The organism is Flavobacterium sp. GNP002, assembly GCF_054343795.1.
In genome coordinates, this window is the sequence record NZ_JBTGUW010000001.1 from 2,006,347 (window position 1) to 2,021,471 (window position 15,125).

The 15,125-nt window shown below is 34.8% G+C and carries 14 protein-coding genes; 3 read left to right on the forward strand and 11 right to left on the reverse strand.

The genetic code is table 11. The features are described 5' to 3' along the window. Window positions 1–864 carry a glycoside hydrolase family 25 protein gene (locus tag ACXX80_RS08800; protein ID WP_458552867.1) on the forward strand — a complete coding sequence of 288 codons (864 nt, stop codon included), beginning with the start codon at window positions 1–3 and terminating at the stop codon, window positions 862–864. Window positions 865–1,047: 183 nt separating this feature from the next. Here ACXX80_RS08800 and lptB read toward each other — a convergent pair whose 3' ends face one another. The 4 genes from lptB to ACXX80_RS08820 all read right to left on the reverse strand — a co-directional run bounded on the left by lptB (window position 1,048) and on the right by ACXX80_RS08820 (window position 4,020). Beyond that, on the reverse strand, window positions 1,048–1,788 hold the full coding sequence (gene lptB, locus ACXX80_RS08805; protein WP_099713342.1) for an LPS export ABC transporter ATP-binding protein: 741 nt from the start codon (window positions 1,786–1,788) through the stop codon (window positions 1,048–1,050). A 105-nt stretch (window positions 1,789–1,893) separates the two neighbouring features. Continuing rightward, complete coding sequence (locus tag ACXX80_RS08810) at window positions 1,894–2,247, reverse strand: carboxymuconolactone decarboxylase family protein (RefSeq protein ID WP_114753020.1); 354 nt, start codon at window positions 2,245–2,247, stop codon at window positions 1,894–1,896. Then, a complete protein-coding gene (gene tatC / locus ACXX80_RS08815) occupies window positions 2,240–3,055 on the reverse strand; it encodes a twin-arginine translocase subunit TatC (protein WP_417951872.1) in 816 nt (271 codons plus the stop codon). The genes ACXX80_RS08810 and tatC overlap by 8 nt, the downstream gene beginning before the upstream one ends. Next, window positions 3,055–4,020 carry a KpsF/GutQ family sugar-phosphate isomerase gene (locus ACXX80_RS08820; protein ID WP_458552868.1) on the reverse strand — a complete coding sequence of 322 codons (966 nt, stop codon included), beginning with the start codon at window positions 4,018–4,020 and terminating at the stop codon, window positions 3,055–3,057. Before ACXX80_RS08820 ends, tatC begins: the two co-directional genes overlap by 1 nt. An 85-nt stretch (window positions 4,021–4,105) precedes the next feature. Here ACXX80_RS08820 and recQ point away from each other — a divergent pair, with 85 nt between their 5' ends. Continuing rightward, window positions 4,106–6,301 carry a DNA helicase RecQ gene (gene recQ / locus ACXX80_RS08825; protein ID WP_458552869.1) on the forward strand — a complete coding sequence of 732 codons (2,196 nt, stop codon included), beginning with the start codon at window positions 4,106–4,108 and terminating at the stop codon, window positions 6,299–6,301. A gap of 68 nt (window positions 6,302–6,369) precedes the next feature. On the opposite strand, the gene ACXX80_RS08830 is transcribed toward recQ, so the two are convergent. Further along, complete coding sequence (locus ACXX80_RS08830; protein WP_458552870.1) at window positions 6,370–6,612, reverse strand: hypothetical protein; 243 nt, start codon at window positions 6,610–6,612, stop codon at window positions 6,370–6,372. Between the two features lie 208 nt (window positions 6,613–6,820). On the opposite strand from ACXX80_RS08830, the gene ACXX80_RS08835 reads away from it, so the two are divergent. Beyond that, window positions 6,821–8,386 carry an NAD(P)/FAD-dependent oxidoreductase gene (locus tag ACXX80_RS08835; protein WP_458552871.1) on the forward strand — a complete coding sequence of 522 codons (1,566 nt, stop codon included), beginning with the start codon at window positions 6,821–6,823 and terminating at the stop codon, window positions 8,384–8,386. Window positions 8,387–9,333: 947 nt separating this feature from the next. Here ACXX80_RS08835 and ACXX80_RS08840 read toward each other — a convergent pair. The 6 genes from ACXX80_RS08840 to ACXX80_RS08865 all read right to left on the reverse strand — a co-directional run bounded on the left by ACXX80_RS08840 (window position 9,334) and on the right by ACXX80_RS08865 (window position 15,096). Next, a complete protein-coding gene (locus tag ACXX80_RS08840; RefSeq protein WP_458552872.1) occupies window positions 9,334–10,419 on the reverse strand; it encodes a glycoside hydrolase family 130 protein in 1,086 nt (361 codons plus the stop codon). 81 nt (window positions 10,420–10,500) lie between these two features. Next, window positions 10,501–11,286 carry a CHAD domain-containing protein gene (locus ACXX80_RS08845; protein ID WP_458552873.1) on the reverse strand — a complete coding sequence of 262 codons (786 nt, stop codon included), beginning with the start codon at window positions 11,284–11,286 and terminating at the stop codon, window positions 10,501–10,503. 471 nt (window positions 11,287–11,757) lie between these two features. Beyond that, window positions 11,758–13,071 (reverse strand): amidohydrolase, encoded by a 1,314-nt coding sequence (locus tag ACXX80_RS08850; protein ID WP_458552874.1) that lies wholly within the window; start codon window positions 13,069–13,071, stop codon window positions 11,758–11,760. Window positions 13,072–13,280: 209 nt separating this feature from the next. Then, window positions 13,281–13,907 (reverse strand): peptide-methionine (S)-S-oxide reductase MsrA, encoded by a 627-nt coding sequence (gene msrA, locus ACXX80_RS08855; RefSeq protein ID WP_417951864.1) that lies wholly within the window; start codon window positions 13,905–13,907, stop codon window positions 13,281–13,283. A 17-nt stretch (window positions 13,908–13,924) separates the two neighbouring features. Then, complete coding sequence (gene msrB / locus ACXX80_RS08860; protein WP_458552875.1) at window positions 13,925–14,485, reverse strand: peptide-methionine (R)-S-oxide reductase MsrB; 561 nt, start codon at window positions 14,483–14,485, stop codon at window positions 13,925–13,927. A 149-nt stretch (window positions 14,486–14,634) separates the two neighbouring features. Further along, a complete protein-coding gene (locus tag ACXX80_RS08865; RefSeq protein WP_458552876.1) occupies window positions 14,635–15,096 on the reverse strand; it encodes a GNAT family N-acetyltransferase in 462 nt (153 codons plus the stop codon). Window positions 15,097–15,125: the final 29 nt, after the last annotated feature.

The window sequence follows — 15,125 nt, forward strand, 5'->3', positions numbered from 1 at the left end:
ATGAAAAGAAAAACAGTCAGAAGTAAAACTACGGTTGTTCGTAAGCCTAAAAAGAAAGCAACTGTTTTCTCCGGAAAGGTTTTGCGTTATTCTATTGTCACTTTTTTTATTGTATTGATTGTTGCTGTTAGCTATCATTATAGAGATGGTTTAGCGTACTATTTTAGTTTTAAATCAGATAAAATCCTAAGGGAAGAAACCGAAGCCAAGCGCATTTCTGATGTTCGAAATTATCAGGTTTTAGAAAAACACGAGGGGAAAAGTATCGGTTTGGATGTTTCGGAATATCAAGGAAAAATCCGATGGACTTATGTCGACACTCTAGAAAATAAATACCCGCTACATTTTGTGTTTATTCGTGCTACTGTTGGAAAAGACAGGAAAGACCGTCAGTTTAATAAGAATTGGCTTGGCGCCAAAGAAAATAAAATGATTCGCGGTGCCTATCATTATTACCGTCCCAACGAAAATTCAATAGAGCAAGCCGAACTTTTTATTAAAACTGTAACGTTACAAAAAGGTGATTTGCCACCCGTTTTAGATATAGAAAAACTTCCTAAAAATCAGTCGATTGAAAATCTTAAATTAGGTTTAAAAAGATGGTTAACTGCTGTAGAATCGCATTATGGTGTGAAACCTATTATTTATACAGGCGAGCGGTACTATGATGATTTTTTAAAAGAAGAATTCAGCGATTATCTTTTTTGGATTGCTAATTATAATTTCTATAGAGAAGAAATAGCCGGAGATTGGTTGTTTTGGCAATTCACTGAAAAGGCATCAGTTCCTGGGATTAAAGGTAATGTAGATATAAATATTTACAATGGAGATTTACAGCAGTTGCGGTATATTACTGTGGAGTAGTTTTAGTGTTCAGTATTCCGTTTTTGAGTGATCCGTTATTTCGATTAATATAAAAAAATCCATTCGTTTTGCAAATGGATTTTTTTTATGAACCTAACATATTTTGAAACCTGTCGGGTTTATTATGCTATTGGATCTTCAATTGATGGATTGAATACTAAAAATCGGAGCATTGCTCCCTTTCTAAAACTCCAATTTTTTCTTTCTCAACTCAAAATTTTGTCCCAAATACACACGCCGAACCATTTCATCTTCCACTAATTCTTCGGGCATTCCCGCTTTTAGGATTCCACCTTCAAACATCAGATAGGTTTTGTCAGTAATAGCCAAGGTTTCCTGAACATTGTGATCGGTAATAAGAATGCCAATGTTTTTATTTTTTAATTGTGCTACAATTCTTTGAATGTCTTCAACGGCAACAGGATCGACACCCGCAAAAGGTTCATCCAATAAAATGAATTTTGGATCGGTGGCCAAACAACGTGCAATTTCGGTACGACGGCGCTCTCCTCCGGAAAGTAAATCGCCACGATTTGTACGAATGTGTTCTAAGCTGAATTCTTCGATTAAACTTTCCATTTTAGCCTCTTGTTCCGCTTTGGAAAGTTTTGTCAATTGCAGTACACTTAATATATTATCTTCAATACTTAATTTTCTAAAAACGGATGCTTCCTGTGCTAAATAACCAATTCCCTGCTGTGCTCTTTTGTACATAGGATAATCGGTAATATTCAAATCATCCAGAAATATATTGCCTGAATTTGGTTTAACCAATCCTACAATCATATAAAAAGAAGTAGTTTTTCCAGCACCGTTAGGTCCCAAAAGCCCTACGATTTCGCCTTGATTTACTTCTACCGAAATGCCTTTTACAACACTTCGCCCTTTATAGGTTTTAATTAGATTTTCGGCTCTTAATTTCATTTTTTTTAGTTTAATCGTTTAAACTGGTTAACTGTTTATTCGTCAAATTGTTTAATCGTGTCAAATAAACGAATAAACAATTAAACGATTCAACATCTTAACAAATTATTTGGTTGCGTTTTCTTCCAATGCTTCCCAGAATTCATAGGCTCTACGTAAATGTGGCACTACGATTGTTCCGCCCACAAGAGTTGCAATTCCCATAGCTTCCATCATTTCTTCTTTGGTAACGCCTTCTTTATGGCTGGTTTCCAAATGGTATTTTACGCAGTCATCGCATCTTAAAACTGCCGAAGCTACTAATCCAAGTAATTCTTTCGTTTTTACATCTAAGGCGCCTGCTGCGTATGCATTTGTGTCTAGATTAAAAATACGTTTTACAATTTTATTATTGTCTGCCAATAATTTTTCGTTCATTCTTGAACGGTACTCGTTGAATTCTTCTATTATATCAGCCATTTAACTTTTTTTTATTTTTTACTACTATTTTTGAAATAAGGATACTCGCTTCATAGATTAACAACATCGGAATGGTTACAATGATTTGACTCACCACATCCGGAGGTGTTACAATTGCTGCAACTATAAGAATAATGATTACGGCGTATTTCCAATATTTTCTTAAGAAAACCGGTGTGACTAATCCTAATTTCGTTAGGAAAAAAATGATTATGGGTAGTTCAAAAAACAATCCACACGCAATAACACTTGTTTTTACTAACCCAATATACGAATCAATACTAAACTGGTTTTTTACTACTGTACTGATGGTAAAAGTGGCAAAAAAGTTTACTGACATGGGTACAATTACAAAGTAGCCAAACAATACACCTAGAAAGAATAGTAAAGAGGATGAAATGATAAAAAGTCTCGCGTGTTTTTTCTCTGTATCGTATAAAGCTGGACTGATGAATTTCCAAACTTCCCACAGAATGAATGGAAAACCAAGAATAAATCCGGCAGTTATACACGTCCAAATCAAAACGTTGATTTGTCCCTCCATGTTCGTATTTTGGATGATGAAAGGCATTTCGGTTACGCAAATACTTTCAGCAAAGCCCAATTGATTTGACAGGTCGCAAAAAAAGCGGTAGGTTACAAAATTAGCATTTGTAGGACCAAAAATGATGACATCAAAAATATAATCACTGATGAAAAAAGTGACTGTAGCCAAGATTAATATTGCAATTGTGCTTCGAACCAATAACCATCTTAATTCTTCAAGATGATCTAAAAACGACATTTCGTTTAAGTTTTTTTTCGCCATTATATTATTCCTTCTTTTAAAATATCGTGTAAATGTAATACTCCTTTGTACTCCCCATTATCAACTACTACTAATTGTGTGATGGAGAAGTCTTCCAAGATATTCAATGCATCTACAACCATAGCAGTAGATGGTATTAATTTTGGGTTTTTTGTCATAATATCTTTGGCAGTCAAATCAGCGAAAGAATCTCTGTCGTTTAACATTCTTCGAATATCACCATCGGTAATAATACCTATAACTTTATCTTGATCGACAACCGCTGTTACGCCAAGACGTTTTTCAGAAATTTCGAAAATAACCTTTTTTATTGATGCATCAGGCGATACCATAGGTTTTAAGGTATGTTCCAACATGTCTTTTACACGCAATAATAATTTCTTGCCTAACGCACCTCCTGGGTGGTAAACGGCAAAATCTTCCGGTTTGAAATCGCGCATTTCCATAAGGCAAATGGCAATTGCATCACCCATTACTAATTGTGCAGTTGTACTGTTCGTTGGAGCAAGGTTGTTAGGACAAGCTTCGGCATCTACTGTGGTGTTCAAAACAAAATCAGAACCCTTAGCTAGAAAAGAAGCTGTATTTCCAGTTATTGCGATCAATGTATTTTCAAAACGTTTTAGGAGTGGTACTAAAACCTTTATCTCAGGACTGTTGCCGCTTTTTGAAATACAAATGATAGTATCTTCATTTTGTATCATTCCTAAATCACCGTGAATAGCCTCTGAGGCATGAAGAAATAGCGATGGTGTTCCGGTAGAATTAAAAGTAGCTACCATTTTTTGGGCAATAATAGCACTTTTTCCTATCCCTGTAACCACTAGTCTTCCTTTGGAATTATAGATGTTTTGTGTCGCTTCAATGAAGTTTTCATCAAGAAAATCAGTTAGTTTGGCAATAGATTGGCTTTCCGATAAAATAGTTTTTTTGGCGCTAGCCAATATATTTTCTTTAGATATCAAAACAGAATAATTAAAATTTGTATGTGTAAAAGAAATTTGTACCTTTAGGTGTTGCAAATTTATACAAAATACCACATAATAAAGAATGAATTCAAACGAAATTGATATCCACAAAGAATTAAAGAAATATTTTGGCTTTAGCCAATTTAAGGGGTTGCAGGAACAAGTCATAAAAAGTATCCTAAACCAACAGAATACATTTGTGATAATGCCCACAGGAGGAGGAAAATCACTTTGTTATCAATTACCAGCTTTGATTCAAGAGGGAACTGCTATCGTAGTTTCGCCTCTTATTGCTTTAATGAAAAATCAAGTAGATGCCATCAGAAGTTTATCTTCTGAAAATGGTGTAGCCCATGTTTTAAACTCCTCTCTTACCAAAACTGAAATTGCCCAGGTAAAAAAAGATATTACTTCAGGATTGACAAAGTTGCTGTATGTGGCACCTGAGTCTTTGACTAAGGAAGAATATGTGAACTTTCTTAAAAATGTGACCATATCTTTTGTAGCGATTGATGAAGCACATTGTATTTCGGAATGGGGACATGATTTTAGACCGGAATATAGAAATTTAAAGCACATCATCAAGCAATTAGGTGATGTTCCTATTATTGGGCTTACTGCAACAGCAACGCCAAAAGTACAGGAAGATATTCTTAAAAATTTAGATATGTCTGATGCAACTACTTTTAAAGCATCATTTAACAGACCTAATCTATATTACGAAGTACGTACTAAAACTAAAAATATAGAATCGGATATTATCCGTTTTATCAAACAACATAAAGGAAAATCAGGAATTATTTATTGCTTAAGCCGCAAAAAAGTAGAGGCGATTGCCGAAGTTTTGCAGGTAAACGGAATAAGTGCTGTTCCCTATCATGCGGGACTAGATGCTAAAACCCGTGCCAAACATCAAGATATGTTCCTTATGGAAGATGTAGATGTGGTGGTGGCAACTATCGCTTTTGGGATGGGAATTGACAAACCGGATGTACGTTTTGTAATTCACCATGATATTCCTAAATCACTGGAAAGTTACTATCAAGAAACCGGTCGTGCGGGTCGTGATGGTGGAGAAGGTCATTGTTTAGCGTATTACTCCTATAAAGATGTCGAGAAATTAGAAAAATTCATGTCGGGGAAACCCGTTGCTGAACAGGAAATTGGGTTTGCTTTGTTGCAGGAAGTTGTTGCTTACGCCGAAACGTCTATGTCAAGAAGGAGATTCCTGCTTCATTACTTCGGAGAAGAATTTGATGATGTTAATGGTGATGGCGCTGATATGGATGATAACATTCGAAATCCAAAAACAAAAGTTGAAGCCATAGATCAAGTGGTGCAACTATTGGAAGTAGTTCGCGATACGAAACATTTATACAAATCAAAAGAAGTTGTTTTTACCTTGATAGGCCGTGTCAACGCAGTCATCAAAGCACATAGGACAGATACACAGTCCTTTTTTGGATGTGGTGCAGATCATGATGAAAAATACTGGATGGCCTTGTTGCGACAAGTTCTTGTTGCAGGATTTTTGTCTAAAGATATTGAAACCTATGGCATTGTGAAAATTACCAAGAAAGGATTGGATTTTATTAAAAACCGAGAATCCTTTATGATGTCTGAAGATCATGAATACAATGAATCTGAGGATGAAGCGATTGTTTCCGCTTCCAAATCTACCGGAACTGCCGATGAATTATTGATGGTTATGTTGCGTGATTTGCGTAAAAAAGTCGCTAAGAAATTAGGCGTTCCTCCATTTGTGGTTTTTCAAGATCCATCATTAGAAGATATGGCTTTGAAATATCCTGTTTCTCAAGAGGAATTGATTAATATTCATGGTGTTGGAGAAGGAAAAGCTAAAAAATACGGAAAGGAATTCTTAGAGTTAATCAGCCGATATGTTCAAGATAACGATATCATCCGTCCAGAGGATTTAGTGGTGAAATCTACAGGAGTAAACTCAGTAAATAAACTTTATATTATCCAAAATATCGACAGGAAATTATCTCTAGATGATATTGCTTCTGCCAAAGGTATCAATATGGATACTTTGATTAAAGAAATGGAGCAAATTGTGTATTCCGGAACTAAACTAAATATAAAATATTGGATTGATGATATGCTTGACGATGATCAGCAAGAGGAAATTCACGATTATTTTATGGAATCCGAATCTGATAATATAGAAAACGCACTCAAAGAATTTGATGGCGATTATGATATTGATGAATTGCGCTTAATGAGAATTAAATTCATCAGCGAGGTTGCTAATTAGTCATAAAGATGGAAAGTCGAAAGTCTTAAAGTTCTAATGTTTTGTTCAAGCTTTCGACTTTAAGACTTTTAACTTTCGACATACAACTCTCCTCGATGTGGCTTCAAAGCATCTCTTACCTGAATCATGTTTTCATCCGTGACTACCATAAAAGCAATGGCTTGCATTTCGCCTTGAATTTCAAATCCAGTTATATTCAACGGTAATTTTTCAATGGCGATATATTCTTTTAAATGGATTTCGTGATGTTCCGCTGTTTTAGCTGCAGCCGGACCGCGGAAATCCCATATCAGTTTTATTTGTCTAGACATTTTTTAGGAAGGGTTAACTGTTTATTTGTTTAACTGTTTTGAACGGGCAAAGTTACAAAGTCTTATTCGAAAATAAGCCAATTTGAAAATTTGAAAATGGATTCTTCTATCTATAACAAGAAGTCAGTACAAAATACTACTTTTGTACCTGGATTATTTTGGATATTTTTAAAAGTCAAATAATCTAAAAATCGAATAATCTAAAAAAATGCCTCAAGAACTCTTATTACAAGTATCTCCAGAAATTGCAGCAAATGATTTGTTGTTGAAAAATCATTTATTGAAACAAATTAAGGTTTCTGTAAATGAAATTCAGCACGTTTCTATTTTGAAAAGATCGATTGATGCCCGCCAAAAAGCTATAAAAATCAATCTTAAGGTTGTAATCTATTTAAAAGGAGAACCTTTTCAAGAGCAAAAAATACAACTTCCGGATTATGGTAATGTGGCTACAGCTCAAGAAGTAATCGTTGTTGGCGCAGGACCTGCAGGACTTTTTGCTGCTTTACAATTGATAGAATTGGGATTGAAGCCTGTAGTTATTGAGCGTGGAAAAGATGTTAGAGGCAGAAGAAGAGATTTGAAAGCCATCAATGTGGATCATCTTGTCAATGAAGATTCCAATTATTGTTTTGGCGAAGGCGGAGCAGGAACCTATTCAGACGGGAAGTTGTATACCCGTTCTAAAAAAAGAGGTGATGTAACGCGAGTTTTGGAATTGTTTGTCGCTTTTGGAGCTTCAGAAGATATTCTGATTGAAGCGCACCCACACATTGGTACCAATAAATTACCTCAAATTATTCAGGATATTCGAGAAAAAATCATCGAATGTGGCGGACAAGTTTTATTTGAAACCCGACTGACTGATATTTTAATAAAGAACAACGAAGTGCAGGGTATCGTTACTCAAAAAGGAGATACGATTCTTGCCAATAAACTTATTTTGGCCACAGGACATTCGGCTCGTGATATTTTCGAATTATTAGATAGGAAAAAGATTTTTATCGAGGCCAAACCTTTTGCCTTGGGCGTAAGGGCAGAACATCCACAATCTTTGATTGATAGCATTCAATACAGTTGTGATTATCGTGGCGAATATTTACCTCCGGCTCCGTATTCTATTGTGAAGCAAGTAGGAGGAAGGGGAATGTATTCCTTTTGCATGTGTCCAGGTGGCGTTATTGCACCTTGTGCGACAAGTCCTGGCGAAGTGGTTACCAATGGTTGGTCGCCATCCAAAAGGGATCAGGCTACTGCCAATTCCGGAATTGTAATCGAATTGCAATTGGAAGATTTTAAACCTTTTGCTAAATTTGGTGCTTTGGCTGGAATGGAATTTCAAAAAAGTATAGAGCAACGCGCATGGCACTTGGCTGGTGAAAGTCAAAAAGTTCCCGCACAGCGGATGATTGATTTTACTCAAAACAGAGTTTCATCAGATATTCCTAAAACGTCCTATGTTCCCGGAACGACTTCAGTAGAAATGGGACAGGTTTTTCCTGGGTTTTTAACACAAATATTGCGAGAAGGATTCACTGAATTTGGAAAATCGATGCGTGGTTATTTGACAAACGAAGCGATACTTCATGCACCAGAATCCAGAACGTCATCGCCAGTGCGTATTCCAAGAGACCCATTGACCTATGAACATCTTCAAATAAAAGGGTTGTACCCTTGTGGAGAAGGCGCAGGTTATGCCGGTGGAATTATATCTGCCGCTATTGATGGTGAGAAATGTGCGTTGATGATTGGTGCGATTTTGAACCAAAAATAACCGGAATAGAAATTTAGGTTTTCCTAAAGATTTTCCAGCTTTGAAATGAATTTCACGAATTGCCACCAATATCAATTATCAATTAATTGGTATTGGTGGCTTATATTTCGGGTTGTACCCATGCGGACTTTACGTTTTCCCACTAAACATATCATTTTTTTTGCGTTTGTTTAGTTTTTTTAAATTAGATGTTATGCTTTTTCGTTACGTTATAGATCTTTAGATTCTCAGATGCTAAAGACTAATAGTGATTGATTGAGTGCCTATGCTGTTTTTTATTTTCCAAAATAATAATTCATTCTCTGTTTGTATAGGTGGTTGTGGACTGTCAGTATTCTTTTTTTGTCCATAATACAAGACGATAATTTTGTATACTGATGATCATCTACATTTAAGTTTTTCTTTAATCCTAATTTTTATACATTATCTTCTTTGTTTATTTCGATTATAATCTAGAGTTAATAGTAAAATAATAATTGATTTATTTTTAAAGCATCTTAATTTTACAATTTACAATCTGTTTTGGGTAACAGATTAAATAAGAAATTATAAAAATCATAAATATGTTTCAAAAATTTAAAAAGTCTGAAATTTTAATTTTAGTGCTGGTTGTAGCGTTAATTTTTACTTCTGAATATTTTTATATTGTGTTAAAAGATCCTCAGCGCGCTATATTTATTGGTTTATGGCCCCCGACAATCTTAGGGTTTTTAATATTTTTAAATCTTAAACTCAAAAAATAATATGGAAAATATAGAATTAATTATCATGACAGTAGTGGTAATTTTATGCTTCGTTGCATTCTTTATTTCTACTTTTAATGAATTTGAAAAAGTTGAAAAAAAAAATTTAACGAGCGAGAATAGTAGGGGTATAATATCCAGATTCTTGGCATATCTAGAAAGTTTAGTAGCGGAATAGTTTGTTTACAATTGGAGTGATTGAGTTTATTTTTTAACTGCTACAGCGATTTTTGAATCGGCAGTCCCATAATACAGAAACCATTGTTTTTTAAAATAAACTAATCCTTCTACAAAGCAAACTTCATTTACCTCACCTGTTTTTTCATAAGGTTTGTCCGGGTGAATAAAATAATCTTCCATTCGGTCTATTAATTTATAGGGATTTTCTTTATCAAATAGCGCTTGACTAGCTGAGTATGTGAATTTAGGCAAACTCGAATCATTATAATTGGCGGCATTACTTCCGTTATAAATTAGTACTATACCTTCTTTTTGGATTAATGCAAAAGGACCTGGTTCAACTAAACGACTATCAAAATAACCCATTCTAGGATGTAAAACGGTAATCATTTTTTTGCTTTCTTCGTTTTCGGCTACTTCCCAATGGATAAGATCTTCGGAAGTTGCCAGATACAAATCAGTATCTCCAAAATACATCCAGTATTTGCCTTTAATTTTTGTAGCTGTAATTTTATCACCGTCTAATTTACAAACGATAGCTCCGGATTTTGACCATAAATCTTTGTATTTTTCTTCCTTTAAAACTAAACCGTGTTTTGTCCATGTTTGTAAATCCTTTGAGCTGGCTAAACAAAGTCGGGCTGTTTTGCCATCATAAGAAGTATAAGTCATGATATACGTTCCATTTTCGCTTTCTATTATTCTTGGATCTTCAACGCCACCTTTCCATTCGTACTGTTTCATAGTATCATTGTCTGGATAAAATATTGGTGCCGGTTGTTTTTTAAAGTGCAGTCCGTCTTCGCTGATGGCCAGGCCTAATCTTGAGGTCATGTCTTTGTCCTGTGCTCTATAGATGAGATATACTTTTCCGTCTTTGACAATCGCTGATGGATTAAGAACATTTCTTTCTTCCCAGTGTACTTGTTTATTGCTTATTGGAGATTGAAATACCTGATTTAATTGAGGTTCTAAAATCGGGTTAAGGCTGTCTACTTTTACAAAGTTGAGCAGCGCCCAATCTTTGTTTTTAGTTTCGGATTTATAAGCGGAATTACTGCCACAACCGATTAGAGCAAATAAGAATAATAGCGTAATGGTTTGTTTCATAATGTTCATAATGTTTTAGAAGGAACACCCTATTCCTACAGTTATTTAGTGTGTTTTTTGGTTTTTATTTGTCTCAAATATTTACAAAAGAGTCTGATAGGGTAAAGTTGCATTTATTTTGTTGAATAACAATTCTCTTTTTGAAGTTAATATTGCTTTCGTTACTTGAAGTTGTTTCGTTACGCTTGGATTTGTCTTATTGGACTTAATGCCTTTTTTTAAATGATTGATGACAACTTCGTAATCATGCCATTCTCCAAGCAAATCAGATAAAATGTTTTTGTCTTGCAAGGTTTGGTTTTGGGATTCACAAATCAGGATTTTTTCGTTGTATAAATATGTTTTTAACCGTTTGCGAAAACTGTGCATTTGCATTTTTTTAAACTTGGTTTTGCACATTAATTTTGTAATTGCTCGTCTCTTTTTGTATATATACTGATTAACCTTTTTTACACTAGCTTTAGTAACCAAAGGAATAATTTTGTTATATCTTTTTTTTAATTTTTTAAGGAAGCTTTTATTCACAATTGCGAAGAAACGTCTCAGTTCTTTGGTTTCGAGTTTTTTTAAATGATTTCTGTATGCTTGCAGCAAATGAGAATTAGGCTGTTCAGCAAGTAAGGATTCTTCTATTTGAAGTTCTCTTATTTTCCCGGCTTGTTTAAAAATAAGTTTAAAAGAGGTGTAATTTTTTTTACGCTTAAATTTTTTAGAACTGTAGTTTACCAAATCAAATAAAGCGTTCATCCTCTTGATTTCTACTCGAAGTGCATGGAAGTTTTCTGGAGTAAATAACTTTGGAGATTTTTCTAAAATAAGGTTTATGGCACTTTTTCTTTTTTCTAAATATGTTCTAAGTGCTTTCATCTTTTATAAAATGTTATTTCTGAATAAAAAAAGAATGATACTTGCAACAAAAGATGCGCTTAACAAGGCATAAAGAAGTTTCGTTTTTTTCTTCAAATTCTTCGGTTGTAATTTCTCCTTTAATAAATATTTTTTTCAGAATATCCAATGAAGTTTCCTTTTTTGTTCGCTGACCAAGAAAGTTATAAGGAGTTGCAAATATCCAAATGAGGATGGTTATCCAAAAAATATACTAGAAAAAATGCATTCCACCAAAATGATGCTCGTTATACATGGCGCAGTATTTAAGTTGTTGAAAATTAATATAAATATATGAATTATAGCGCAGTAAATCAATTTAGTACATTAGATTTTTCTTGTATATGGCTAAAAAAAAACGCCTCATTGTAGTGAGACGTTTTTTGTGCTTTTACTATTGTGGAATTGATTATCAATTTGCAATACCTCGTTAGTGAATTAGTTTTTATATAATTACTTATTTTTTTTAGCATTCATTTCCATGTAATCTATAGTAAGGTCTGACATTGCTTTCATTCCTAACACAAAACCGCTTTCATCAATATAAAAATCAGGAGTATGATGCGGAGCAGTTTCTGATATTGGTTTGCCTTTAGGAGCACCCCCCAAAAAGAAATAAAGACCGGGTATTTTTTCCTGATAAAATGAAAAATCTTCGGCACCTGTAACAGCAGGAGTCAGTAGTACATTCTCTTTACCAGCAACATCTTCTAATGTTGGAATCATTTTTTCGGTCAACGATGGGTCGTTGTAGGTAATAGCAGTTTTGTTAGTAATAGTCACATCGGCAGTGGCTCCGGCACTTTCTGCTATTGCCGTTGCAATTTGTTTTATTCTGGAATGAACCATTTGCTGTACTTTACTGTCCAGAGAACGTATGGTACCATTCATTGTAAGTTCCTCTGGAATGACATTGCTTCGTACTCCTGCATTTATTTGTCCAACACTTACAACTGCAGCAGATTCTGTTATATTTACATTTCGGCTAACAATGGTTTGCAATCCCATTACAATCTGAGAAGCGGTAACAATGGGGTCAATTCCAAGCCATGGATAAGCACCATGCGTTTGTTTACCCATTATTTTTATTTTAAACCAATCTGATGCTGCCATTGTACCTTTCGGACGGTACTTTATTTTGCCAACTTCTGTCTGAGCATTAATATGTAATCCGAAAATAACATCTACTTTGGGATTAGTAAGGACACCTTCTTTTATCATCAATTCTGCGCCTCCTTCTTCACCTTCAGGCGGTCCTTCTTCTGCAGGTTGAAAAATGAATTTAACGGTTCCTTTTAGTTCGTTTTTTATAGATGCTAAAATTTCGGCTGTTCCCATTAAAATTGCAATATGCGTATCGTGCCCACAAGCGTGCATGATAGGAACTATGTTGCCATTGTATTCGCCTTCTGCTTTGGAAGCAAAAGGAATGTCCACTCGTTCTTTTACAGGTAATGCATCAATATCTGCTCTTAGGGCGACAACCGGGCCTGGTTTTCCTCCTTTTAGAATACCAACAACTCCAGTTTTTCCTACTCCGCTATGTACCTCAATCCCTAGAGAACGCAGGTGCGCTGCTATTTTTTCGGCAGTTTTAAATTCTCTGTTTCCTAATTCCGGATTTTGGTGAAAGTCTCTTCGCCAAGTAATAACTTTGGATTCTAAAGAAGCTGCCTTTTGAGCAATCTTAGATTTTAGTACTTCATTTTGCGCAGAAGCAAAAAGGGAGAAAGTGAATAATCCTGTAAAAAAAATAATTTTTTTCATTGGGTGTGGTGTGAAATTTGGTTCCATAACAGCAATTATTTCAAATGAAATTTAGGCTATTTTGATGGTAATAGGGTCAGTTAAAAACAAATATAGCAAAAAATATTTTGCGTTGCAGCAATTTTAAAGAGTAGTGTAAAGCATCTTGAATTTAGGAGGATATAAAAAAAAACGCCTTGTTTGTAGTAACAAGGCGTTAGTTTAATAATTTATTTTTTCTTCTTTAATCGGCTTTTAAAAAGCTTTTCAAATTTTTCCATTTTGGGTTGGATAACCATTTGGCAATACGGTTGACTTTTATTGTTTGCATAGTAATTCTGGTGGTAGTCTTCAGCTTTATAAAATTTAGTCAACGGCTCCAATGTAGTGACTATTGGACTGTCATAAATTCCAGCTTTTTTCATTGCAGCGATAATTGTTTGTGCTGCTTTTTTTTGTGCTTCATTTTTATAAAAAATAGCAGAACGATATTGAGTTCCTACATCGGCACCTTGTCGGTTTAGCGTAGTTGGATCATGGACTGTAAAGAAAACTTTGAAAATCTCATCCAGATTTGTTACGTTTTTATCGTAGGTAATCTGAACCACTTCGGCATAACCAGATCTTCCAGTAGAAACATCCTCATAAGTAGGATTAGCGACTTTTCCGCCTGCGTATCCTGATATTGCCGATTTTACTCCAATTAGATTTTCATAAACGGCCTCAACACACCAGTAACAACCACCGGCCAATGTAATCGTTTCGAAATTGGATTGTTTTTTGGTTTTATCGACTGAGCTGTTTTGTCCAAACATGCCAAACGAAGTCAATAGCACCATTAAAAATATATTTTTCATAGTAGTTAGATTTATTTTTATTTAGTATCGAGAATAAAGTCAAGGGCGATAGAATTCATACAGTATCTTTTTCCGGTTGGCGCAGGTCCATCGTCAAAAAGATGTCCTAAATGGCCGTCACATCTTCCGCAAAGCGCTTCAATTCTTTCCATTCCAAGAGAATTGTCGGTTTTGTAAATAACACTGTTTTTGTTGTCTTGTTCAAAAAAGCTTGGCCAACCACAGTTGCTTGAAAACTTGGCGCCGGAACGAAATAGTTTATTACCACAGGCTGCACAATAATAGGTTCCTTTTTCATCTGTGTCCCAATATTTTCCTGTAAATGGTCTCTCGGTATCCGCATTACGAGTTACTTCGTAAACGTCTTCGGGTAAAACCTTTTTCCATTCGGCATCACTAACATTGAGTTTTTTTGTATCTGTATTAGAATAATACGGATTTCCTGGTTTGTTGATTGAGTTTCCCATTGCGATAGATTTTTTTGTACTGTCCTTTTTATTTGTCGTTTGCGCACAAGCAGTGAACATGAATAAAGGAAGTAAAAATAATAGGCTTAAAAAACGGCTTGCTGTTCTCATAATTTTCTTTTTATTCTACAAATGTAAAGCGCTTTTGAACCAAAAAATGTCGCCTACTTTGCAAATTAATAGTTATTTAAGTAAGTTTTAACTATCGTTATTTACGGGTAAAACACAGTTCTGGATTTATAATTAACAAAACCTTATTATTAAATAACCATTCGCATGTTGATAAGGTGTTTTTTGAAGCCTACTTTTTCATAGGCCTTTATTGCCGACGTATTGTCGTTGTATACATCCAGTCTAATTTCGAATACATCCTGAAGGGTGCACCACTTTTTGAGCGCTTCAATAATTTTAGCGTTTACTCCTTTTCCTCTGTGATTAGCAACTGTGTACATAAATCCTAAATAGGCATAGTTCAGATGATTCAGATAAGGCTTCGCGGTCTCTATTCGCGCATATCCAGATCCTATGAGTTCCGAATCAATCTCAGCAACCATTACTTCTATATGTGGTGCTGAAATCATTTTTTCGATATCATAATAATGTATCTTCTCTGCTTTTAGAGTAGGGTCAAAAGGACGTTCGGCAGTAATGATTCCCTGTTCAAATTCAAGGAGTTTTTCTAAATCGTTTGGATGTGCTTTTCGGATAGTTATAGTTTGCATTTTGTTAGTTATAATTTGTCATAAAAATA